Below are 20,686 nucleotides of genomic sequence, written 5' to 3'. Positions count from 1 at the left end.
TCCATCAGGTCGCTTTCTCCAACTCGCCCCGCGCCTTCGCCGCCGCAACCTGGCGAATGGCGTCGCTGAGCGTGTCAACGTCTTGCGCGCCCATCACCGCATACTTGCCCTCAAGCAGAAAGCACGGCACGCCCGTGATACCCATGCGCGAAGCAGTGGCGATTTCGGTGCGCACCGCCTCGACATCGGCGTCCGTCGGCAAAAGCGTCTCGACGACGGACGCATCCATGCCGGCCTCGCGGGCGGCGTTGATCAGCACGACATGATCGCCGAGATTGGCGCCTTCCTCGAAATTCAACTGGAACAGACGTCGCACCAGCCGGTTCTGCATGACCTCGCCGGCGGCACCAGCCCAGCGGATGACGCGGTGCGCGTCCAGCGTGTTGGGCGCAACCTTGATGGCGGCGAAGGCGAAGTTGATGCCCTCGGCCTCCCCCAATGGCTCGATGCGGGCGTGGATCTCGCTGACGCGTTCGTCGCTGCCGAACTTAGCCATCATGTATTCGCGGCGATCCTTGCCTTCGGGCGGGATGGTTGGGTCGAGCTGGAACGGCCGCCAGCGAATATGCACCTCGACCTCGTTTGCCGCGGCGATCGCCTTGTCGAGCCGCTTCTGGCCGATGAAGCACCAGGGGCAGACGACGTCGGAGACCACATCGACGGTAATCGACTTCTCGTCGCTCATCTTGATCTCCTGTTCCGAAGTGGTCACTTCGGCTTGCGCCACCATGTCGGCAGTCGATAACCGGATATGGGGGTCTTTCGCGGATGTTCCAGATAGCTCCAGTAGGCGAGCCATTGCTGCGTGTTGTGCTGCATCGGAACCATGTAGTGGCCGGAGATCAACAACCTGTCGAGGGCCCGGACGGCGGCAACATAATCTTCGCGGCTGCGGGCGTCGACCATCGCCTCGAGTGCTGCATCTATCGCTGGATCGGCGACGCCGGCAAGGTTGAACGACCCTTCGGCATTGGCGGCAGCTGATCCCCAGCGCCCGAACTGCTCGATGCCCGGCGACAGCGAGTTCTCGAAACCGCTGGCGCCGATCAGCACCTCGAAATTGAAACGTTGCTTGCGTGACTGGATCTGGTCGCCGTCAAGGCTGCGGATGGTGACATCGATGCCGATCTTCGCAAGCGTGCGCTGGTAGATGGCGGCAAGGCGCTCTTCGTTCTGGGAGGCGGTCAGGATCTCGAAGCCGAAGGGTTTCCCCTCGGGATCGAGCATCACTCCATCGTGCAGGGCATAGCCCGCGCCCTTGAATATGTCGAAGGCAGCTTTCAGCACCCTGCGGTCCTGGCCCGAGCCGTCGGTGACAGGTGGCCGCCAGGTGCCGTCCATGACATCGGCTGGCACACGACCCGGGTAGGGTGCCAGGAGCGCCTTTTCCCTGTCGTCGGCCGGATGGCCGAGTGCCGACAGTTCGGAATTCTGCCAATAGCTCATGGTGCGCATGTACTTGCCGCCAAACAAGTTCTTGTTGGCCCATTCGAAGTCGTAGAGCATGCCGAGTGCGCGTCGAACCACCGGATTGGAGAACTTCTGCAGCCGCGTGTTGAACAGGAACCCCGTCACCACTGGCGGGATGCCGGTGTCGAAATTTTCGGCGATCACGTCGCCCTTGTGGAAGGCCGGGAAGTCGAGATCGCGCTCGCGCTTGACCGGATCGCTGTCGTCAGCGATAGCGCAGATGCCTTTCTTGAAAGCTTCCAGCTTGGCGTTGGCGTTGAGGAAATATTCGATGGTGATCTGGTCGTAATTGTCGAAACCGCGCTTGGCGGGGATGTCCTTGCCCCAATAATTCGGGTTGCGCTTGAACACGATGCGCTGGCCAGGCGCCACGTGCGCCACGGTGTAGGGGCCGCTGCCGATCACCGGTTTCAGCGTGGTCCTGTCGAAGGTCGCCTTGTCGAAAGCGTGCTTCGGCACGATCGGCGTCATCGCGATAACCAACGGAGTCTCGCGATTAGCCTTGTCGTTGAATGTAAAGCGCACGCTGCGGTCGCCGGTCTTTTCCAGTTTGGCGACCATGCTCATGCGGGCGCTGTAGGGTGGCCGGCCTTTCTCGGTAAAGACCTCGTAGGTGAACAGCACGTCTTCCGCAGTCACCGGTTGGCCATCAGACCATTTGGCCCTCGGATCGAGGTGGAATTCGATGCTCTTGCGCTCCGGATCCATGTCGGCAGTGTCGGCAAGCAGACCGTAAAGACTGAAGGCCTCATCGTCATTGCGCTGCATCAACGGCTCGAAGACGAGATTGCCGAAAATCCTGTCGATCATGCCGCGTGCCGTCGTGCGCAGGCTTTTCAGGATGAAAGGGTTGAGATTGTCGAAGCTGCCAACGACGCAATAGGTGATGCTGCCGCCCTTCGGCGCATCGGGATTGACGTAGTTGAAATGTGCATAGTCGGCCGGCAGCGCCGGCTCGCCCTGCATGGCGATCGCGTGTTTCGGCTCCGACAAGGCCGGCTGGGGCGAAAGGGTGATAATCGCGGCGATCAGCCAAACAAGAACGCGGCCCATGACCGTCTCCTTACCGGGTCGGCTTGATGATTCGGAGCGCACCCTAACATGAGCCGACCGCCTCCCGGTCAATCGCGAGCTCAAGAATTGCTGACATCAGGCTGGATTCGGCACCGCTTGCAGTGTAACACGCCGTTCGAAGTCATTCTGTTGCCTCATTTCGGCAACAGTTAGCTGGACCACACGGCGCGAAGAAGCCGGTCCCGGGATCATTGAGAGGAAGTGCACGATATGACGAGCCTGAACAGCAACGCATACCGCCTGTCGGTCATGGCCGCTGGCGTGGTCGGCTTTTTGGGCGCACAGCTTCCCGCTGCTCTCGCGCAGCAGCAACAGCAGATTCCGCAGGGCTGGTTCAAAGCCTGCACCAAGCAGGAAGACGTCGACATCTGCAATGTCCAGAACATCACCACTGCCGGCAACGGCCAGCTCGTCACCGGCGTCAGCCTGATCGAATTGAAGGGCAAGGTAAACCGCAAGGTGTTCCAGGTGACGGTTCCGAGCGGTCGCCTGATTCCTCCCGGCATTGGCCTCCAGATCGACACCGCGAAGGCGCAGAAGCTCGACTATGTGATCTGCTTCCCCGACCGCTGCGTGGCGGAAGTGCCGCTGACCGATCAGCTGATCAGTTCCTTCAAGAAGGGTTCGAACCTGACGCTGACCTCAGTCAATTTCCAGAACCAGCCGAACCCGATCAAGGTCGCTCTGACCGGCTTCAGCGGCGCCTTCGACGGGCCGCCGCTGCAGCAGTCGGACATCGAGGATCGGCAGAAGAAGCTTCAGGATTTCGTTGCCAAGAACAATCAGGACTTCGCCAAGAAGCTCAAGGAAGAGCAGGACAAGGCGAAGACCGCCAACTGATTCCTGAGGCAAACAAGACAATTTCTCAAGCCAACAAAAAGCGGGGCCATGCCCCGCTTTTTTGTTTCGGCCGGCCATTTCTTGATCCCACGAGGCCCGCAATCGCGTCAGCTCCCCGCGCTTTCGTCAGGTCCCCGCAATTTTTGTCAGGTCCCCGCGATTTTCGTCAGGTCCCCGCAATTTTTATCAGGTCAATGTCTTGACTGGCGTCTCGGCTCGTAGCGTCCGTCCGGCCTCTTGTCGAACATCTCGCCGATCTCCGGATGCCGCACCGGTTCGCCAGACCGGTCCTCGAGCAGGTTCTGCTCAGACACATAGGCGATGTATTCCGTTTCCGAATTCTCGGCGAGCAAGTGGTAGAAGGGCTGGTCCTTGCGCGGCCGCACATCCGCCGGGATCGCCTCGTACCATTCGTCGGTGTTGGCGAATTGCGGGTCGACATCGAAAATGATGCCGCGGAACGGAAACAGCCGGTGGCGGACCACCTGTCCGATCGAAAATTTGGCTGTTTTCATCATGGTACTCACCACTAAGTCCTAGAGTGCCGCGTCCTTGGAATGCGCAAAGACTCCCTAAGACCTTGAATTTACGCGTTACGCTTCAAAAAATCGAGCCCGACTTATGGCTGATACCTGACCTATTTGACGCAGACGCCGCATGATTTCAATGCCGAACGCTTGACGCCCCGCCAAGCTACGGGCCAACCCGCCCTGTGCTAGCGCCGGATCTGTTTCCTTAAGCCGCCGGCGAGCGCTGCAAAACCACTGCCGGGCCGCAGCCCCTCGCGCATGAAAAAGGCGCGGAGCGGCGCGAATCCGCCGAGCACGCCAAGGCCAGCACTGCGCGCCATCTGTGCCGGCAGCATCTGCGAGAGCAGCGATTTGTTGAGCAGGTTGACCGCATTGCTGCGCGCCAGGATGTCGGGCCGGCGCTTGAAATCATAGGCTGCGAGGGCCTTGACGGCGCCCGGGTCGTCCCTGTTTTTGCAAGTAATTCCAATCAGATCATCGATATCCCTGATACCAAGGTTGAGACCTTGCGCGCCGATCGGCGGAAACACATGGGCGGCTTCGCTGACAAGTGCCACCCGGTTGCGCGCGAAGCACCGCGGCGTCACGCCGGAAAGCTGGTAGACCTGCCGCCCGGGTTCGACGGAAACCCGGCCCAGCATCGATTGCATCCGCTGTTCGATCCGCATCGAAAGCGCCGCGTCGTCCAGTGCGGCGAGTTCCTTCGCCGTTTCCGGCTCTACCACCCAGACAAGGCTCGACCGGTTGCCGGGCAGGGGAACCTGGGTGAACGGGCCGGTCTCGGTGTGGAACTCGGTCGAAGTGAACGCGTGGTCGCTGCGGTGGCCGAAATTGAGAACCAATGCCGCCTGCGGATAGGACCGCGCCGACGTCGAGATGCCGGCAGCCTCGCGGGCCGGCGACAGACGGCCATCGGCAGCGACGGCCAGCGATGCCGTGATCTCGCTGCCGTCAGACAGGATCGCATGCGCATGGTCGCCCGCGAGGCGCCAGGTCTCCACCATCGCTTTTCGCCATTCGATGCCGGAATGGGCGGCAACAACACTGGCAAGTGCGTGGTTGAGCGCACTGTTGGGTAAGTTCAGCCCAAACTGCTCCTCGCCAATTTCGCTGGCGCGGAAAATGACCACCGGGCTGCGGATCAGCCGGCTGGTTGCATCGACGATGCGCATCATCTTCAGCGGTGCGGCCTGGGACCTCACCGCATCGAGGACGCCCAACCGTTCGAGGATCTTCAGGGCCGGGTTCATCAGGGCCGTCGTGCGGCCGTCCTGGCCATTTGCCTCGGGTCCGACGAGCGTCACGGGAAAGCCGGCGTCTGCGAAACCAAGCGCTGCAATCAGCCCTGCCGGGCCACTGCCGGCCACCAGTATCCGTGCTGTGTCCCGACGGTCCAATTTCGGCTTCCCGGTTGCGATGCGAGGCGGTCGGTCCGACCTGATGAGCATATAGATCAGATCATGCAGCTTGATCAACGCGGCGATTCGGCCCATTCGATTGCCATGACCGCCGAAGACCATGATTTCAGTCATCTCGACCGTTTCGGCCGCGCCGCGGCGAGCGTCTCGCGCAATCCTCGACTGGCGGTGAACATCGTTTTGGGCGCAGCCGTCGTCCTGGCCTGGCTGCTGCTTGGCGCCGTGGCCATACGTGGCGCCGAAAGCCGGGTTCCGGGTATCGATGCACCCGGCGACACGATGCTCAGGTACCTGCCGGGGCTGCCGCTGCCGGATCTTCTCGAGCGCTTCTTCAGTCTTTGTCTTGCACCTGCGCCGCTCGACGGGGGCGTCGGCGCGCAGGCCGGAGCGCTCATCGTCATGTGGTTCCTGATGGCGGTCGCCACCATGCTGCCTTCGGCGGGGCCGATGATCCGCACCTATTGCGAGATTGCCGATACCGCGCGGATCAAGGGCGAAGCGGTTGTCCATCCGCTGATCCTGGTCGCCGGTTACCTCAGCGTCTGGTTGGCTGCGTCGGCAGTGTTTGCGGCGCTGACGCTCATCGTTCACGCCTTCGCCTCATCTGTGCAGATGCTCGATCCGGTGGTCGGAGCGACAGGAGCGGCTGCGCTTCTGGTTGCTGGCCTCTACCAGTTCAGCGGCCTGAAGGAAGCCTGCCTGACAAAATGCAAAAGCCCGTTCTCGATCCTGTTTTCGAACTGGAGCGCGAGGCGCGGCCGCATTTTCCGGCTCGGCATGGAGCAGGGTGTCTGGTGCCTCGGCTGCTGCTGGGCGCTGATGCTGGTGATGTTCGCCGTCGGTGTGATGAACGTGTTCTGGTTGGCGTTGATCGGCCTCTTCACCCTGATCGAAAAACAGACGGCGGGCAGGCTGCCAACCCGGATCGCCGGTGCGATACTGCTTGTCTGGGCAACCGCCCTGCTAGTAGTCTCGGCATAGGGAGAGAATTCTATGGCGGATCAAGGCTGGGCAATGAAAGGGGAGTTGGTGCTCTCCTGCAATTGCACGGTTTTTTGTCCTTGCGTGCTGTCTCTCGGCAGTCATCCGCCGACCGAGGGCTATTGCCAGACCTGGGCGGGGTTCCGCATCGATGCCGGCCATTTCGGCGAGGTCGAGCTGTCCGGCCTCAATCTTGGGCTGGTCATGGAAATCCCCGGCTATATGAGCCGCGGCAACTGGACCGCCGGACTGTTCATCGACAAGCGCGCCTCAGTCTACGCGGTAAAGGCGCTGACCAGGATTTTCACCGGCAAGGCTGGCGGGACCACCTCGCTGCTCTCCATCCTGGTCGGAAAGTTCCTCGGCGTCGAGCAGGCGCCGATCACTTATGAGACGCGCGACAGGACGCGGATCTTCCAGATCCCGAAGATCATCGATGGAGCGGTGACGCCGATTTCCGGCAAGGACCACGACAAGGATACGGTGATCAGCAATTCGGAGTACTGGATCGCACCGGAAATCATCGTCGCCAGGTCCGACAAGAGCAAGATGCGGGCCTTCGGTCGCAACTGGAATTTTGCCGGTCGCTCGGCCGAAATCTGCAAGCTGGACTGGCGGGGCCCGTGAGCAAAAAAACAACGGCCAGAAAAATCACGGCCGGAAAAATCACGGCCGGAAAAATCACGGCCAGGAAAATCGCCGACAAGATTCCGAGGCCGAAGAAGAAAGTCACATGGCCGCAGGCGCGCGCATTTTCGGTTCATCTGCTGACCGCATCGGGCTCGTTCCTGGCGTTCCTGTCGCTGGTGGCGGCGAGCGAGCAGCGCTGGACGGCGATGTTCTGGTGGCTGGGGCTGGCGCTGTTCGTCGACGGCATCGACGGGCCGATCGCCAGGAAGCTCGAGGTCAAGGAAATCCTGCCGACGTGGTCGGGCGAACTCCTCGACAACATCATCGATTACGTCACCTATGTGCTGATACCGGCCTTCGCGCTTTACCAGCGCGGCTTCATGGGTGAGGGCCTGTCGTTCCTGTCGGCGGCGATCATCGTCGTGTCGAGCGCGATCTACTATGCCGACACCGGGATGAAGACCAAGGAAAATTTCTTCAAGGGGTTTCCCGTGGTCTGGAACATGGTGGTGTTCACGCTGTTCGTCATCGAGCCGGGACAATGGGTTTCCTTCGCCGTGGTCGTGGTGGCCGGCATCCTGACCTTTGTGCCGATCAATTTCATCCACCCGGTGCGGGTGGCGCGGCTGCGGCCGATCAACCTTGGCATGACGCTGCTATGGTGCGCTTTCGGAGCGCTGGCGCTGGCGCAGGCAGCTCTTGCCGCCTTCTACGACCAGATCGGCGTCCTGGGCGAGCAGGTGAGTGTCTTCACCAAGATCGGCATCACGGTCACCGGACTTTACCTCGCATGTATCGGCGGTATCATGCAGCTCTTTCCAACGCTCGGCGCCAAGAAAACCTGATCCCATAGAGTCTGGTCCCAAGAGAGCCTCATCAATGTCCAAAGCAATACGCATCCACGCCCATGGCGGTCCGGAGGTCCTGACCTATGAGGACGCCGATCCGGGCCAACCCGGCTCGGGGCAAATCCTGGTCAGGCACACGGCGATCGGCCTCAATTTCATCGACGTCTATCATCGCTCCGGCCTTTACCCGCCGCCAGGCGGTTTCCCGCTGATACCCGGCAGCGAGGCGGCCGGGGTGGTCGTGGAAGTGGGCGCGGATATCGACTGGCTGAAGCCGGGCGATCGCATCGCCTACGCCGTGACGACTGGCGCCTATGCCGAGCAGCGCGTGATCGCGGCCGATCGCGTCGTCAAGGTGCCGGACGGTATCAGCGACGAACAGGCGGCCGCCATGATGCTGAAAGGGATGACGGCGGAATATCTGCTGCGCCGTACCTTCAAGATGAAGGCGGGCGACACGATCCTGTTTCACGCGGCAGCCGGCGGTGTCGGGCTGATCCTCGGCCAATGGGCCAAGCATCTTGGCGCAACCGTGATCGGCACCGCCAGCTCCGCCGACAAGATCGAGCTCGCCAGGGCGCATGGCTTCGACCACGTCATCAACTACCGCGAGCAGGACTTCGTCGCCGGTGTCCTCGCCATCACCGGCGGCAAGAAGTGCGACGTCGTCTATGATTCGGTCGGCAACGACACCTTTCCGGCCTCGCTCGACTGCCTGAAGCCGCTCGGCATGTTCGCCAGCTTCGGTCAATCGTCGGGACCGGTCCCGCCGTTCAGCATGTCATTGCTGGCGCAGAAAGGTTCGCTGTTTGCAACCCGTCCGACGCTGTTCGTCTACAACGCCAGGCGCGAAGACCTGGAGGCGTCCGCCGCCGCGCTGTTCGAAATCGTGCTCAGCGGCGCGGTCAAGATCAAGATCAATCAGCGTTACGCGCTCCAGGATGCCGGCAGGGCGCATTCCGACCTCGAAGGCCGCAGGACGACCGGGACAACCATTCTTGTCCCCTGAGCCTTGCTATCGCTTGGAGCGACGTGCGTCCACTTGGACGCACAAAAGCACGCTCTGACATTTTGAATCCACGCATCGTGCTTTCCGAAAATCGATTTCGATTTTCGGGCCGATGCGTTAGGTTTCCGCTGAAATTCTTGAAGCTCTTTCAAGACGGGTGCCGCTTTGCGACGACAGCAGGCCGCGCATACCATGCCTGCGGGAACACAGAACATATCTGGCAAACCAGATGGGAGGCACTGTGAGTGCAAATCAGGACGACGCCAACCTGCTTGAGGTTCGTGGCCTTACCAAGACGTTCGGCACACTGACAGCGTGCGACCATATCGATCTCACCGTCGCAAAAGGCGAAATCCATGCGTTGCTCGGCGAGAACGGCGCCGGCAAGTCGACGCTCGTCAAAATGCTGTTCGGAACGCTGGAGCCCAATTCGGGCGAGATTTTCTGGAACGGCCAGGCGGTCACGATCACCAATCCCGGCTTTGCGAAGAAGCTTGGCATCGGCATGGTGTTCCAGCATTTTTCGCTGTTCGAGGCACTGACGGCAGCCGAGAACATCGCGCTGTCGCTGGACGACGGTTCGCCGATCAGCACGATTGCCGCGAAGGCGAGGGCGCTTTCCTACAGCTACGGCCTGCCGCTCGATCCGCAATCGCTGGTCGGCGACCTCTCGGTCGGTGAGCGCCAGCGTATCGAGATCATCCGCTGTCTGCTGCAGACGCCGCAACTCATCATCCTCGACGAGCCGACCTCGGTGCTGACGCCGCAGGAAGCCGACAAGCTGTTCGAGACGCTCGAACGGCTGCGCTCGGAAGGAAAGTCCATCCTCTACATTTCGCACCGGCTGGAAGAGGTCAAGCGTATCTGCGACCGCGCCACTGTGCTGCGCCACGGCAAGGTGGTTGGCCATTGCAATCCGCGCAAGGAAACCGCGGCATCGCTGGCCCGCATGATGGTCGGCAACGACGTGCAGGCCGTGGTGCGCGCACCGGCCCAGGGTATCGAGACCGCGCAGCCGCTGCTTGAAATCCGCGCGCTTAGCCGCAAGCCGGCAACGCCGTTCTCGATCCCGCTCAAAAACGTCAACCTGACCGTACGCGCCGGCGAAGTGATTGGCATTGCAGGCGTCGCCGGCAACGGCCAGGGCGAGTTCTTCGAATCCGTTTCCGGCGAGGTGCCGCAGCAGGATGCCGCCTCGGTGCGCATCCGCGGCAAGGACGCCGGCGGCCTCAGCATCACCGGCAGGCGGCTGATGGGCGCTGCCTTCGTGCCGGAAGAGCGGCTAGGCCACGGTGCAGCACCGCGCATGAAGCTTTCGGAAAACCTGCTGCTGTCGCGCCATGCCACCGACGGCAAGGTGTTTGTCGGCGCCGGCGGAATGGTCAAAAGCGATGCGATCTATGCCGCTGCCCAGCGCATCATCAAGGCGATGGATGTGCGCAAGAGCGCTGCGGACCCGGAGGCGGCAGCGCTTTCAGGCGGCAATCTGCAGAAATTCATCGTCGGCCGCGAACTCGACCGCAGGCCAAGCGTCATGGTCGTCAATCAGCCGACCTGGGGTGTCGACGCCGGTGCCGCCGCCCATATCAGGCAGACGCTGATCGAATTGGCGCGCAGCGGCTCGGCAGTGCTGGTCATCAGCCAGGATCTCGACGAATTGTTCGAGATATCCGACGCGATCGCGGTGATGCACAATGGCGAGTTGTCGAAGCCTTTGCCGATCGCCGACGCGACGTTCGAAAAGATCGGACTGCTGATGGGCGGGGCCGAGCCGGGCCACGCCGAACACGCTCTGGAGACGTCATGATGCGCCTCGAACTCGTCAAACGGCCGCAGCGCTCGATGCTGTTCTCGGCGCTGTCGCCCTTCATTGCATTCGCGCTGACGATCATTGCCGGCGCCATCCTGTTCGCGCTGCTTGGCGTCAATCCCTTGAAGGCGTTCCAAATCTACTTCCTCGAGCCTGTCAGTCAGGTCTGGCAGCTGCATGAGCTGGCGATCAAGGCGGCACCGCTCATCCTGATCGGGGTAGGCCTGTCGGTTTGCTACAGAGCCAACATCTGGAACATCGGCGCGGAAGGCCAGTTCATCCTGGGCGGCATCGTCGGCTCGAGCGTTCCGGTGCTGTTTCCACAGTTTGAAGGGCCTCTGGTGCTGCCGCTGATGCTGCTGTTCGGCATGATCGGCGGTGCCGCCTACGCCGCCATTCCCGCCCTGCTCAAGGCGCGCTTCAACACCAACGAGATCCTGACCAGCCTGATGCTGGTCTATGTCGCGCAGCTGTTCCTCGACTGGCTGGTGCGCGGGCCGTGGCGCGATCCGAAGGGTTTCAATTTCCCGCAGACGATACAGTTCAACGACTCGGCGATATTGCCGGAACTGATGCCGGCCTCCGGCCGTGCCAATTGGGGTTTCGTGTTCGCGCTGGTCGCGGCGGTGCTGGTCTGGATCCTGATGAGCCGCATGCTGAAAGGCTTTGAGGTCCGCGTGCTCGGCGCAAGCCCCAGGGCAGGGCGCTTCGCCGGCTTCGGCATCAAGCGGATGGTGTTCTTCGCCTTCATGCTGTCGGGGGCACTGGCCGGACTTGCCGGCATCTCGGAAGTCTCTGGCGCCATCGGCCAGCTGCAGCCGGTGATTTCGCCCGGCTACGGCTTTGCCGCCATCATCGTGGCGTTCCTCGGCCGGCTCAATCCACTGGGCATTGTCGCGGCGGGCCTGGTGCTGGCGCTCACCTATCTCGGCGGCGAGGCGGTGCAAAGCGCGCTCGGCATCTCCGACAAGGTGGCGCGCGTGTTCCAGGGCATGCTCCTGTTTTTCGTGCTCGGCTGCGACACGCTCATTCACTACCGCATTCGTCTGATCGGCCTGGCTGCGCCGACGCTTGAATCCGCGCCGAAGCTGGAGGAGGCCCGCTGATGGACATCACCGTCAACATTCTTTTGACCATCGCAACCGCGGCGACGCCTTTGCTGATCGCGGCGATCGGCGAGTTGGTGGTCGAACGTTCCGGCGTGCTCAATCTCGGCGTCGAAGGCATGATGATCATGGGCGCGGTCGGCGGTTTCGGCGCCGGCTATCTCACCGGATCGCCATGGATCGGGTTGCTGGCGGCGATCGCCCTGGGTGCGGTGTTTTCACTGCTGTTCGCCGTCATGACGTTGTCGCTGGCCACCAACCAGGTGGCGACCGGCCTGTCGCTGACATTGCTCGGCCTCGGCCTTTCCGGCATGATGGGCACCAGCTTTGTCGGCCAGCCCGGCGCAAGGCTGCCAAACCTCGACATTCCCGGCCTGACGGCGATGCCCGTCATCGGCAGGTTGTTGTTCGGCCAGGACCCGATCTTCTACATCTCGATTGCATTGACCGCCGCCGTCATGTGGTTCCTGTTCAAGACCCGCACCGGGCTGACGCTGCGCTCGATCGGCGACAGCCACACATCGGCCCATGCGCTTGGCATCGAGGTCATCCGCTACCGCTACCTGGCGGTGATCTTCGGCGGCGCCTGTGCGGGCCTTGCCGGGGGCCACCTGTCGCTGGTCTATACGCCGCAATGGGTGGAGAACATGACCGCCGGGCGCGGCTGGATTGCGCTGGCGCTGGTCGTGTTCGCATCATGGCGGCCATGGCGGGTGCTGGCGGGCGCCTATATCTTCGGCGCGGTCTGGATCGGCCAGCTTCATGCACAGGCTTTTGGCATTCCGGTTCCCTCGCAACTGCTTTCTTCGTTGCCCTATCTGGCAACCATCGTGGTTCTCGTTCTAATCTCGCGCAACAAGCGTTTGACGATGATGAACACACCGGCTTCCTTGGGGCAGCCATTCGTTCCGGATCGCTGACGATAAAAAGACAAACGGGAAGCTCCAAGGCTTAACTCAGAGAGGTAACACGATGAAAAAACTGCTTATTGCGCTGATGACCGCGGCGGCGGCATTGTCGCTGGCGGCGACCGCCGAAGCGCAGGAAAAGCTGAAAGCCTGTTGGGTCTATACCGGACCGATTGGCGATTTCGGCTATTCGTACCAGCATGACCAGGGCCGCCGGGACGTGGAGAAGGCGCTCGGCGACAAGGTCGAAACCGCTTATCTGGAGAACGTCTCCGAGGGTCCCGATGCCGATCGTGCCTTCGAGCGCCTGGCGCGCGAAGGATGCAAGATCATTTTCGGCACGTCCTTCGGCTTCATGGACCCCGAAGTAAAGGTCGCCAAAAAATTCCCCGACGTGATGTTCGAACACGCGACCGGCTACAAGACATCAGAAAATCTCGGCATCTACAACGCACGCTTCTACGAAGGCCGCTACATCCTTGGCCAGATCGCCGCCAAGCAATCGAAGTCGGGCGTCGCCGGCTACATCGTTTCATTCCCGATTCCCGAGGTGGTGATGGGTATCAATTCCTTCATGCTCGGCGCCCAGTCGATCAAGCCGGATTTCAAGGCGAAGATCGTCTGGATCAATTCATGGTTCGATCCGGGCAAGGAAGCCGATGCCGCCAAGGCTCTGTTCGACCAGGGTGCCGACATCATCGTCCAGCACACCGACTCGACCGCTGCCCTGCAAGTCGCCGAAGAGCGCGGACTGCAGGGCTTCGGCCAGTCTTCTGACATGATCAAGTTCGCCCCCAAGGCGCAGTTGACCTCGATCGTCGACGATTGGGGCCCGTATTATATCGGCCGGGTGAAGGCCGCGCTCGACGGCACCTGGAAACCCGGCAATGTCTGGCTGGGCATCAAGGACGGCGCCGTTAAAATGGCCCCTTACACCAACATGCCCGACGACGTGAAGGCGATGGCGGAAGCCACCGAGAAGAAGATCGTCGAAGGATGGAACCCGTTCACCGGGCCGATTGCCAAGCAGGACGGCACGCCGTGGCTGAAGGAAGGCGAAGTCGCCGACGATCCGACGCTGCTCGGCATGAACTTCTACGTCAAGGGCGTCGACGACAAGCTGCCGCAATAAGCGCAAGCCTTGGCTCGGCCGGCTTTCGCCGGAACAGGAGAGGGCGCCTTTGGGCGGCCTCTTCATCTGCAGAGCTTAACCTGCCCGGCTGCGAATCCCACTCGCGAAAGTTCAGCGGGCGACTATCGTGTGAACGCCCGTAGGCAGCCGGATACGATCCGATGTGGGAGCGAGCGCCGGGCGCCCATCCGTCGTGATCTGCCATATCTCGACGGCGCCGCCAAGCGGCGCTTCCTCATTGCGGTAACGGTTCACGCCAACGAAGAGCTTTTGTCCCGTGCGATCAAAAGCGAGACCTTGCGGCAGCACGCCTGCGAGCGGCCATTCGCCGTGCGGCGATAGCCGTCCTGTTTCAGCGTCCAGCTGATAGAGGCTGAGCGACGCGTGCTGCGTCCAGAAGCGCGAGCCATCTGGCTTACCGGTGCCGCGAAGATTGGACGTGACAAGAAAGCGGCCGTCGGGGCTGAAGGCGATCGTCTCGGCGCCCCAGCCGCCAAGCGCGATGTGAGGCACGGTGTGCCTTGCTGCGTCGCCCGTCGTCCCGACATCGGCAAGCCGGACCGTGGTGAGAATGCCCTCCTGAACGCCATAGAAACCAGCCGTATCGATTCCCCATTGAACATCGGAGGTGATGTAGTAGCGGCCGTCCGGCGAAAAACGGCCGACAAAGGGGAACTTGTTCGTCTGGATGCGATTGCCCCAGGGACGAATAGCAGAAACCGCTCCGTCCTCTCCGCGCAGCACCTCGTAGAAGGCAACCTGACCACGGTCGACGAGATTGACCCCGACATAGCGGCCGCTTGGATGCCACTGCACCCAGGTCGCCTTCAATGGAATGAAACCCGTTGACGGCTCAAGACCGAGACCGAAGCTGGAAGCTTGGCCGAACCGACCCTCCCTGACCGAAACGAAAGTGAGTTCGTGTTCGGCGTCGGCAGTAATTGCGGCGATGAGATCGCCAGCAGGATCGAGATGGATCGCCTGCGGCTGGATTCCGATCCGCACGCTGTCGACCACCGCCGAGTGGCCGCCATCGAACTGGAGCGATCGAATCGTGTCGCCTTGCTGCAACTCGTCGAGGCGGGTCGCCCGTTCGGAGCGTTGACGGAAGGTTTCGGCGACGAAAACGAACTGGCCATCCAGGGAGACGTCTAGTGCTCCGGGCGGCCCATAGGTCGAATTCGAAACCTCCCTCGTCGCAACAGAGCGAGACCGCTCTGCCGGCGAGGTGATGATGGACAGCGTATCCCGATAGAGAGGATCTGGAGGCCCGAGTTCGCCCGTCTCGTAGACGGTCGGCACCATGTCGACATCCGACAGCGCGAAGACGGTCCCTCCGCGACTTTCGGCCGGCTGAGCGCTTGAGAGGTTCGGCATCAGGAATAGAACAACAGCAGCGAGAGAACAGCGTCGCATCGATGTCTCCATATCGATTGAAGGCGCCTATTTTCGGGGTTCGCTTTCAGTCGTCAAATTGATATTTGATATCTCAATATTCCTCTCAGTAATAAGAATTCGGAGGTCCAGCATGAATCTGGCTTCGATCGATCTGAACCTGCTTGTCGCCTTCGACGCTCTGCTCAGTGAAGGCAGCGTGAGCGGGGCGGCAGCCCGTATCGGGCTGAGCCAGCCAGCGATGAGCAAGCGCCTTGCCCATCTGCGTCGGCTCTTCGCCGACGATCTCTTCGTCCGTCATGCCGATGGCGTGCGGCCGACCGAAAAGGCGCTCGACCTCGCCGATCCGATCCGGGCCGCGCTACGCCAGATCCAGGATGCGCTGGGTGGGTTCGGCCAGTTCTCGCCGGAGCGATCGGGTCGCATCTTCAGGATCGCGACCACCGATCACATCGCGGCGACTTTAATGCCCAGACTGATGCCGGTGCTCCGTTCAGCGGCGCCGAGAATTTCGATCGTCCTGCGCAGCCTACACCGACAGGAAATCGTCGATTGTCTCGAGAAGGGCTCGATAGACCTTGCGATCACTATCCTGCCCGATGCGCCGACGACGATCAAACGTGCATCACTCTTCCACGTGAACTGGCTATCGATCGTCTCGGCCGAGCATCCCGAGATCCGCGACGCGATGACGCTCGAACTCTTTCTGAAGTATCCGCACTTGCTGGTCACTCATGTCGGCGATCTGAAGGGCTACATTGATCGCCTTCTGGACGACCGCGGCCTGAAGCGGACCGTTGCAATGAGCCTGCCTTATGCGCTCGCCGTGCCGGCGATCATCGCCCAGACGGACATGATCTGCACCTTGTCGGCAAACGTGATCCGGCTAACGAATTGGCCGCGCGTGCGCTCTTTTCCGCTGCCCTTCGACTACTTCGGTTATCAGGAAACTCTGCTATGGCATCGGAGGAACGACAGCGACCCCGGTCACGCCTGGCTCAGGCGGATGCTTATCCATGCAAGCGAAGCAGTTACGACCTAGAGCGCTTTGCGTTTTGGTCGAACCGCCGCGCTCAAACTATTAATTTTAATGCATTTTGTCGGACGCCAGACGAAGACGTTGGCTGCAAAATGCTCTAGCTGAGGGGGTCTTCGCCCGGCCGGCGGTCAGACCGCCGAGCCGTAGAGATCGTAGGCGTCGGCACGGTCGATCTTGACGGTGACGATGTCGCCGGCGCGCAACGGGCGCCGCGACTGGATATGCACCGAGCCGTCGATTTCGGGCGCGTCGTATCTGGTGCGGCCCTTCGCCGAGGTGCCATGCGCCTCGTCGATCAGCACTGGCAGACGCTTGCCGATCTTCCTGGCGAGTTGCGTCGCCGAGATTTTCTGCTGGCGCTGCATGAAACGGTGCCAGCGCGCCTCCTTGATTTCCTGCGGTACCTGTTCGAGGCCGAGGTCGTTGGAGCGGGCGCCCCTGACCGGCTCGTATTTGAAGCAGCCGGCGCGGTCGATCCTGGCTTCGTCCAGCCAGTCGAGCAGCATCTCGAAATCGTCGTCCGTCTCGCCGGGAAAGCCGACGATGAAGGTGGAGCGGATCGCCAGATCCGGACAGATTTCGCGCCAGCCGCGAATGCGGTCGAGCGTCTTTTCGCCATGGGCGGGCCGGCGCATGTTCTTCAGCACTCGCGGCGACGCGTGCTGGAACGGGATGTCGAGATAGGGAAGGATCTTTCCTTCGGCCATCAGCGGGATGACATCGGCGACATGCGGGTAGGGATAGACATAGTGCATGCGTACCCAGACGCCGAGCTTGCCGAGTTCCTCCGACAGATCGAGGAATTTGGCCCGCACTTCGCGATCGCCGAACATGCTGGTCTGGTATTTGATGTCGATGCCGTAGGCGCTGGTGTCCTGCGAGATGACCAGGATTTCCTTGACGCCGGCCTTGGCCAGTTTCTCGGCCTCGCGCAGCACGTCGGCCGCCGGCCGTGAGACGAGATCGCCGCGCAGCGCCGGGATGATGCAGAAGGTGCAGCGGTTGTTGCAGCCCTCTGAAATCTTGAGATAGGCATAGTGGCGCGGCGTGAGCTTGACGCCTTGCGGCGGCAAAAGATCGATATAGGGATCGTGACTCGGCGGCGCGGCCTCATGCACCGCGGCCATCACGCTCTCGTAGGCCTGCGGACCGGTGATGGCGAGAACGTTGGGATGTTTTTCGCGGATGACGTCCGGTTCGGCGCCGAGACAGCCGGTGACGATGACCCTGCCGTTCTCCGAAAGGGCGGAGCCGATGGCGTTGAGCGATTCATCGCGAGCCGAATCGAGAAAGCCGCAGGTGTTGACGACGACCAGATCGGCGCCGTCATGCTTGCGCGCGATCTCATAGCCCTCGGCGCGCAGGCGGGTGATGATGCGCTCCGAGTCCACGAGGGCTTTGGGGCATCCAAGGCTGACGAAACTGACGCGAGGGGCAGACATTTGCGGTTTCCAATGGACGCGGGCCGGAAACCCTTAGGCCCGGCCCGGAAGTCTCGATGCGTGTTGATCTTTTGAACTTTCGCAGAAGCTCAATTCGCACGGCGCAATAGCATAGTTCCGCAATCAGGCAAACTGAGGAATGGCTTGGCGCCTCGGGCGGGCCTGCACTGCTAAGACCGGCACTGCTCAGGTTTCAATGACCGCCCGGCCCGAACCAGGGCGCCAGGAACGCAAACTGTTCGGGCCACTGCTGCACAGCACCATCCAGAAGCATCTTCACGGCGACATAGAAAATGATCACCAGGCCGACATAGGCGATCCAGCGGTACTTATGCAGGAGGCGAGCGACAAACGAAGCGGCGAAGCCCATCAGCGCAATCGACAGCGCCAAGCCGATGATCAGGACCGTCGGATGGTCCATCGCCGCGCCGGCGACTGCAAGGACGTTGTCGAGAGACATCGAAACGTCGGCAATGACGATCTGCCAGGCTGCCTGAGCGAAGGTCTTGCGCGGCCCCTTGCCGCCAATCGTCCCGCTTTTGTCGTAATCGACATTCGACAACGCTTCCGTCGCGTCATGTTCCTGCTCGTAGCTGACACGCAACTCGCGCCACATCTTCCAGCACACCCAAAGCAGCAGCAGGCCGCCGGCTATGAGGAGAATGGGGCCGATGGTGAGAAGCCACTGGGTGATCAGAGCGAAGAAGATGCGAAGCACGGTGGCCGCCGCAATGCCGACGAGAATCGCCTTCTTGCGCTGATCCGACGGCAGGCCCGCCGCAGCAAGGCCGATGACGATGGCATTGTCGCCGGCAAGCACAAGGTCGATGGCAATGACCTGGAGCAGGGCCGCGAGGCCGGCGGCGGTAAAAATTTCCATCAGCTGGAATTTCCTTGCTTGGTCGCCAATCGTTCGTGCCCGGACGCCCTAACGTGTATGGTTCCCGTGCGTCAAGGCTCCATGGCGATAAAGACGGCAAACGGCCTATCGCGGGCGACATCGCCAGCAGCCGGTGAAAGCTGCCAATCGAACGACGCCCCGGTCGTCAGGACGCATTGCACCGCAGACGTCCGCTCACAGTGCAGGCCTCAAACGAGGGTGGAGCGCAGAGGAGGGTTGAAGCGCGCCGCCACCGCAATAGATTTCGGGACCGAAGATTACGATGCCTAAGCGTTCCTCACAGGAGAGGCTCGTGACGTCCGACGACAACACACCCGTCCTTTCCGGGGCACCAATCCTTTCCGGGGCAATCGGGGAATACCGCGAGTTCGATCCTGCGGCCGCACTCGAAGGGCATTTCCAGTGTGCCTGGTCCAATACATTGCGAGCGGACGCGGCATTGCGACCGGACGCGGCGAGCCTGTCGGCCGTGGTCCCCGACGGCTGCGTCGACATCACCTGGATCGACGGCGATCTGGTCGTGGCAGGCCCCGACGTGGCGGTTGCCCTCTCTGCGCTGACACCTGGCTCTACGGTGATCGGCGCCCGCTTCCGACCGGGTGCGGCAAGCCGGTGGCTCGGCCTGCCGATGTCGGAAATCGTCGGCGGCCGGGTGGCGCTCAGCCACTTCTGGGGAGCGCTGGCGCGCGAAATCGCCGAAAAAATTGGCGAGGCGTCCTCGACGATAGAGCGGATGCGGGCGATGCAAGCGGCACTCTGCAGGCTTGCGCCGGATGTCGAGCCGCCGCCTGCGGACATGGGATTTGCCTTCAACGCGCTGAAAACCGAATCCGCCGGTCCGGGCATGGCGGTGATCCTCGACCGGCTCGACGTCAGCCCGCGAACGCTTCGCCGCCGCTGCCAGGAGGCTTTCGGCTATGGCCCGAAGACGCTCGACCGCATCCTCCGCTTCCAGCGGTTCCTGAACCTGGCGCGGCAGTCCACCGAGCCGCGCCTGGCCGGTCTGGCGTTCGAGGCGGGCTATTCCGACCAGGCGCATCTGACGCGCGAGGTGCGGCGCCTGTCGGGCTTCTCGCCGGCGACGGTTCTGCGGCAGCTCGGCGCCTGAGCTAGCCGTTTCGTTCAATACGCCACCGCCAACGCGGCCTAGTCTGCCTTCGTTGAAAGGAGGCAGATATGACGCTCTACAAATCCCGCATCATCACCGTGTCCATCGACCGGGACTGGCGCGAAGTCTATGACTTCGCCTCCATCCCTGAGAATTTCCAGCGCTGGGCGGCAGGCCTCGGCAGGCGCTTCGAAAGATCGGGCGAGGAATGGACCGCGGAGGACCCCGACGGCCGGCTCATCCGCATCCGCTTCTCCCGGCCGAACGAATACGGTGTCCTCGATCACAACGTCTTTGCCGATGACAAGGAAACCCGCAATGCGGTGCGCGTGGTTGCCAACGGGACCGGCGCGGAGGTCATGTTCGTGCTGTTGAGGACGCCGGACATGACGGAGGAGATATTCGCTGCCGACGCCGAGGCCGTGCAGCGCGACCTCAACAGCCTGAAGACAATGCTCGAACGGTGAGCACCCAAAAACCGCGAAAGGAGAAGATCATGGCCAAATCCAGCAACGACAAGCGCATCGATTATGTCGAGTTTTCCGTCGGCGACATCGCGCGCTCGCGCGACTTCTATGGAAAGGCCTTCGGCTGGTCCTTCAAGGACTACGGGCCGAGCTATTGCGAGTTCAACGACGGCCGCCTGACCGGCGGCTTCGCTCTCGGTGGCCAGGGCAAGGCGGCAGGCGGGCCGCTGGTGATCCTTTATGCCGACAAGCTCGACGAGACCCAGCGCCATGTCGAGGAAGCCGGCGGAAAGATCGTCGAGCCCGCCTATTCCTTCCCGGGCGGCCGCCGCTTCCACTTCTCCGATCCGGACGGCTACGAGCTGGCCGTGTGGTCGGACAAGTGAAGAAGGTGAGGGGGCGCCGAGCCGAGCCCGGCGCCTCTATCGCGCCAGGAGCGGAGTTTGAACACTGACCGGGCGAGCCACCAAGGATCCGGTTGCGCGGCTGGTGCCCCCGCGCTGAACCGCTTTGGAGATGCCTGCCGCTGCTGTTGTAACAAATTGATCTCGCATCGTATAAGGCTGGCCTGAGGACCA

General features: G+C 61.9%; 20 protein-coding genes. 13 read left to right on the top strand and 7 right to left on the bottom strand.

Going from position 1 to position 20,686, the window contains the following annotated elements:
- Positions 1-4: 4 nt before the first annotated feature.
- Together AC0L17_RS07260 and AC0L17_RS07255 are read right to left on the bottom strand one after the other, a co-directional pair.
- Positions 5-685 carry a DsbA family oxidoreductase gene (locus tag AC0L17_RS07260; protein ID WP_473515309.1) on the bottom strand — a complete coding sequence of 227 codons (681 nt, stop codon included), beginning with the start codon at positions 683-685 and terminating at the stop codon, positions 5-7.
- 23 nt (positions 686-708) lie between these two features.
- Positions 709-2,523 (bottom strand): extracellular solute-binding protein, encoded by a 1,815-nt coding sequence (locus tag AC0L17_RS07255; protein WP_473515308.1) that lies wholly within the window; start codon positions 2,521-2,523, stop codon positions 709-711.
- A 231-nt stretch (positions 2,524-2,754) separates the two neighbouring features.
- Between AC0L17_RS07255 and AC0L17_RS07250 the strand changes: the two genes are divergently transcribed.
- Entirely contained in the window at positions 2,755-3,384 is a 630-nt protein-coding gene (locus AC0L17_RS07250; protein ID WP_023801844.1) for an invasion associated locus B family protein, read from the top strand.
- A 191-nt stretch (positions 3,385-3,575) separates the two neighbouring features.
- Here the strand turns inward: AC0L17_RS07250 and hspQ are convergent, their stop codons facing one another.
- Positions 3,576-3,899: a heat shock protein HspQ gene (gene hspQ / locus AC0L17_RS07245; protein WP_023801843.1), complete on the bottom strand. Its 324-nt coding sequence runs from the start codon at positions 3,897-3,899 to the stop codon at positions 3,576-3,578.
- 200 nt (positions 3,900-4,099) lie between these two features.
- Positions 4,100-5,311: a UbiH/UbiF family hydroxylase gene (locus tag AC0L17_RS07240; protein WP_473515307.1), complete on the bottom strand. Its 1,212-nt coding sequence runs from the start codon at positions 5,309-5,311 to the stop codon at positions 4,100-4,102.
- A 63-nt stretch (positions 5,312-5,374) separates the two neighbouring features.
- Between AC0L17_RS07240 and AC0L17_RS07235 the strand changes: the two genes are divergently transcribed.
- The 8 genes from AC0L17_RS07235 (at position 5,375) to AC0L17_RS07200 (ending at position 13,756) form a co-directional block, all read left to right on the top strand.
- On the top strand, positions 5,375-6,313 hold the full coding sequence (locus AC0L17_RS07235) for a DUF2182 domain-containing protein (protein WP_473515306.1): 939 nt from the start codon (positions 5,375-5,377) through the stop codon (positions 6,311-6,313).
- Positions 6,314-6,325: 12 nt separating this feature from the next.
- A complete protein-coding gene (locus tag AC0L17_RS07230; protein WP_473515305.1) occupies positions 6,326-6,940 on the top strand; it encodes a DUF1326 domain-containing protein in 615 nt (204 codons plus the stop codon).
- A gap of 38 nt (positions 6,941-6,978) precedes the next feature.
- Positions 6,979-7,788: a phosphatidylcholine synthase gene (gene pcsA / locus AC0L17_RS07225; protein WP_167378733.1), complete on the top strand. Its 810-nt coding sequence runs from the start codon at positions 6,979-6,981 to the stop codon at positions 7,786-7,788.
- A 34-nt stretch (positions 7,789-7,822) separates the two neighbouring features.
- Positions 7,823-8,800: a quinone oxidoreductase family protein gene (locus AC0L17_RS07220; RefSeq protein WP_473515304.1), complete on the top strand. Its 978-nt coding sequence runs from the start codon at positions 7,823-7,825 to the stop codon at positions 8,798-8,800.
- Between the two features lie 229 nt (positions 8,801-9,029).
- Positions 9,030-10,607 (top strand): ABC transporter ATP-binding protein, encoded by a 1,578-nt coding sequence (locus AC0L17_RS07215; protein WP_473515303.1) that lies wholly within the window; start codon positions 9,030-9,032, stop codon positions 10,605-10,607.
- Positions 10,604-11,716 (top strand): ABC transporter permease, encoded by a 1,113-nt coding sequence (locus AC0L17_RS07210; RefSeq protein ID WP_473515302.1) that lies wholly within the window; start codon positions 10,604-10,606, stop codon positions 11,714-11,716. Before AC0L17_RS07215 ends, AC0L17_RS07210 begins: the two co-directional genes overlap by 4 nt.
- Positions 11,716-12,636 carry an ABC transporter permease gene (locus tag AC0L17_RS07205; protein ID WP_027151731.1) on the top strand — a complete coding sequence of 307 codons (921 nt, stop codon included), beginning with the start codon at positions 11,716-11,718 and terminating at the stop codon, positions 12,634-12,636. Before AC0L17_RS07210 ends, AC0L17_RS07205 begins: the two co-directional genes overlap by 1 nt.
- A 52-nt stretch (positions 12,637-12,688) precedes the next feature.
- Positions 12,689-13,756, top strand: a complete 1,068-nt coding sequence (locus AC0L17_RS07200; RefSeq protein WP_473515301.1) for a BMP family ABC transporter substrate-binding protein — start codon at positions 12,689-12,691, stop codon at positions 13,754-13,756.
- Between the two features lie 111 nt (positions 13,757-13,867).
- Here the strand turns inward: AC0L17_RS07200 and AC0L17_RS07195 are convergent, their stop codons facing one another.
- A complete protein-coding gene (locus AC0L17_RS07195; RefSeq protein ID WP_473515300.1) occupies positions 13,868-15,172 on the bottom strand; it encodes a beta-propeller fold lactonase family protein in 1,305 nt (434 codons plus the stop codon).
- Positions 15,173-15,284: 112 nt separating this feature from the next.
- On the opposite strand from AC0L17_RS07195, the gene AC0L17_RS07190 reads away from it, so the two are divergent.
- A complete protein-coding gene (locus AC0L17_RS07190) occupies positions 15,285-16,193 on the top strand; it encodes a LysR substrate-binding domain-containing protein (protein WP_473515299.1) in 909 nt (302 codons plus the stop codon).
- A 125-nt stretch (positions 16,194-16,318) separates the two neighbouring features.
- Here the strand turns inward: AC0L17_RS07190 and rimO are convergent, their stop codons facing one another.
- Together rimO and AC0L17_RS07180 are read right to left on the bottom strand one after the other, a co-directional pair.
- The gene (gene rimO, locus AC0L17_RS07185) at positions 16,319-17,632 is read right to left on the bottom strand and encodes a 30S ribosomal protein S12 methylthiotransferase RimO (protein ID WP_473515298.1); all 1,314 of its coding nucleotides are present in this window, start codon (positions 17,630-17,632) and stop codon (positions 16,319-16,321) included.
- Positions 17,633-17,825: 193 nt separating this feature from the next.
- Positions 17,826-18,512 carry a TerC family protein gene (locus AC0L17_RS07180; protein ID WP_473515297.1) on the bottom strand — a complete coding sequence of 229 codons (687 nt, stop codon included), beginning with the start codon at positions 18,510-18,512 and terminating at the stop codon, positions 17,826-17,828.
- Positions 18,513-18,825: 313 nt separating this feature from the next.
- On the opposite strand from AC0L17_RS07180, the gene AC0L17_RS07175 reads away from it, so the two are divergent.
- From AC0L17_RS07175 to AC0L17_RS07165, 3 genes are all read left to right on the top strand, one after another.
- Positions 18,826-19,641, top strand: coding sequence for a helix-turn-helix domain-containing protein (locus AC0L17_RS07175; protein ID WP_473515296.1), 816 nt, complete (start codon positions 18,826-18,828; stop codon positions 19,639-19,641).
- A 68-nt stretch (positions 19,642-19,709) separates the two neighbouring features.
- Entirely contained in the window at positions 19,710-20,108 is a 399-nt protein-coding gene (locus AC0L17_RS07170; RefSeq protein ID WP_473515295.1) for an SRPBCC family protein, read from the top strand.
- A 29-nt stretch (positions 20,109-20,137) separates the two neighbouring features.
- Positions 20,138-20,494, top strand: a complete 357-nt coding sequence (locus AC0L17_RS07165) for a VOC family protein (protein WP_128184245.1) — start codon at positions 20,138-20,140, stop codon at positions 20,492-20,494.
- Positions 20,495-20,686 lie beyond the last annotated feature (192 nt).

The sequence above is a fragment of the Mesorhizobium sp. WSM4829 genome (assembly GCF_055811475.1).
Note: the sequence above shows the minus strand (reverse complement) of the source record. Positions and strands in the feature narration are given on the sequence as shown.

Coding starts and splice junctions, on each gene's coding strand:
- AC0L17_RS07260 (WP_473515309.1), bottom strand. CDS start 685: ATGAGCGACGAGAAGTCGATTACCGTCGATGTGGTCTCCGACGTCGTC.
- AC0L17_RS07220 (WP_473515304.1), top strand. CDS start 7,823: ATGTCCAAAGCAATACGCATCCACGCCCATGGCGGTCCGGAGGTCCTG.
- AC0L17_RS07255 (WP_473515308.1), bottom strand. CDS start 2,523: ATGGGCCGCGTTCTTGTTTGGCTGATCGCCGCGATTATCACCCTTTCG.
- AC0L17_RS07205 (WP_027151731.1), top strand. CDS start 11,716: ATGGACATCACCGTCAACATTCTTTTGACCATCGCAACCGCGGCGACG.
- hspQ (WP_023801843.1), bottom strand. CDS start 3,899: ATGAAAACAGCCAAATTTTCGATCGGACAGGTGGTCCGCCACCGGCTG.
- rimO (WP_473515298.1), bottom strand. CDS start 17,632: ATGTCTGCCCCTCGCGTCAGTTTCGTCAGCCTTGGATGCCCCAAAGCC.
- AC0L17_RS07235 (WP_473515306.1), top strand. CDS start 5,375: ATGCAGCTTGATCAACGCGGCGATTCGGCCCATTCGATTGCCATGACC.
- AC0L17_RS07180 (WP_473515297.1), bottom strand. CDS start 18,512: ATGGAAATTTTTACCGCCGCCGGCCTCGCGGCCCTGCTCCAGGTCATT.
- AC0L17_RS07200 (WP_473515301.1), top strand. CDS start 12,689: ATGAAAAAACTGCTTATTGCGCTGATGACCGCGGCGGCGGCATTGTCG.
- AC0L17_RS07165 (WP_128184245.1), top strand. CDS start 20,138: ATGGCCAAATCCAGCAACGACAAGCGCATCGATTATGTCGAGTTTTCC.
- AC0L17_RS07210 (WP_473515302.1), top strand. CDS start 10,604: ATGATGCGCCTCGAACTCGTCAAACGGCCGCAGCGCTCGATGCTGTTC.
- AC0L17_RS07215 (WP_473515303.1), top strand. CDS start 9,030: ATGGGAGGCACTGTGAGTGCAAATCAGGACGACGCCAACCTGCTTGAG.
- AC0L17_RS07195 (WP_473515300.1), bottom strand. CDS start 15,172: ATGCGACGCTGTTCTCTCGCTGCTGTTGTTCTATTCCTGATGCCGAAC.
- AC0L17_RS07230 (WP_473515305.1), top strand. CDS start 6,326: ATGGCGGATCAAGGCTGGGCAATGAAAGGGGAGTTGGTGCTCTCCTGC.
- AC0L17_RS07190 (WP_473515299.1), top strand. CDS start 15,285: ATGAATCTGGCTTCGATCGATCTGAACCTGCTTGTCGCCTTCGACGCT.
- AC0L17_RS07170 (WP_473515295.1), top strand. CDS start 19,710: ATGACGCTCTACAAATCCCGCATCATCACCGTGTCCATCGACCGGGAC.
- AC0L17_RS07250 (WP_023801844.1), top strand. CDS start 2,755: ATGACGAGCCTGAACAGCAACGCATACCGCCTGTCGGTCATGGCCGCT.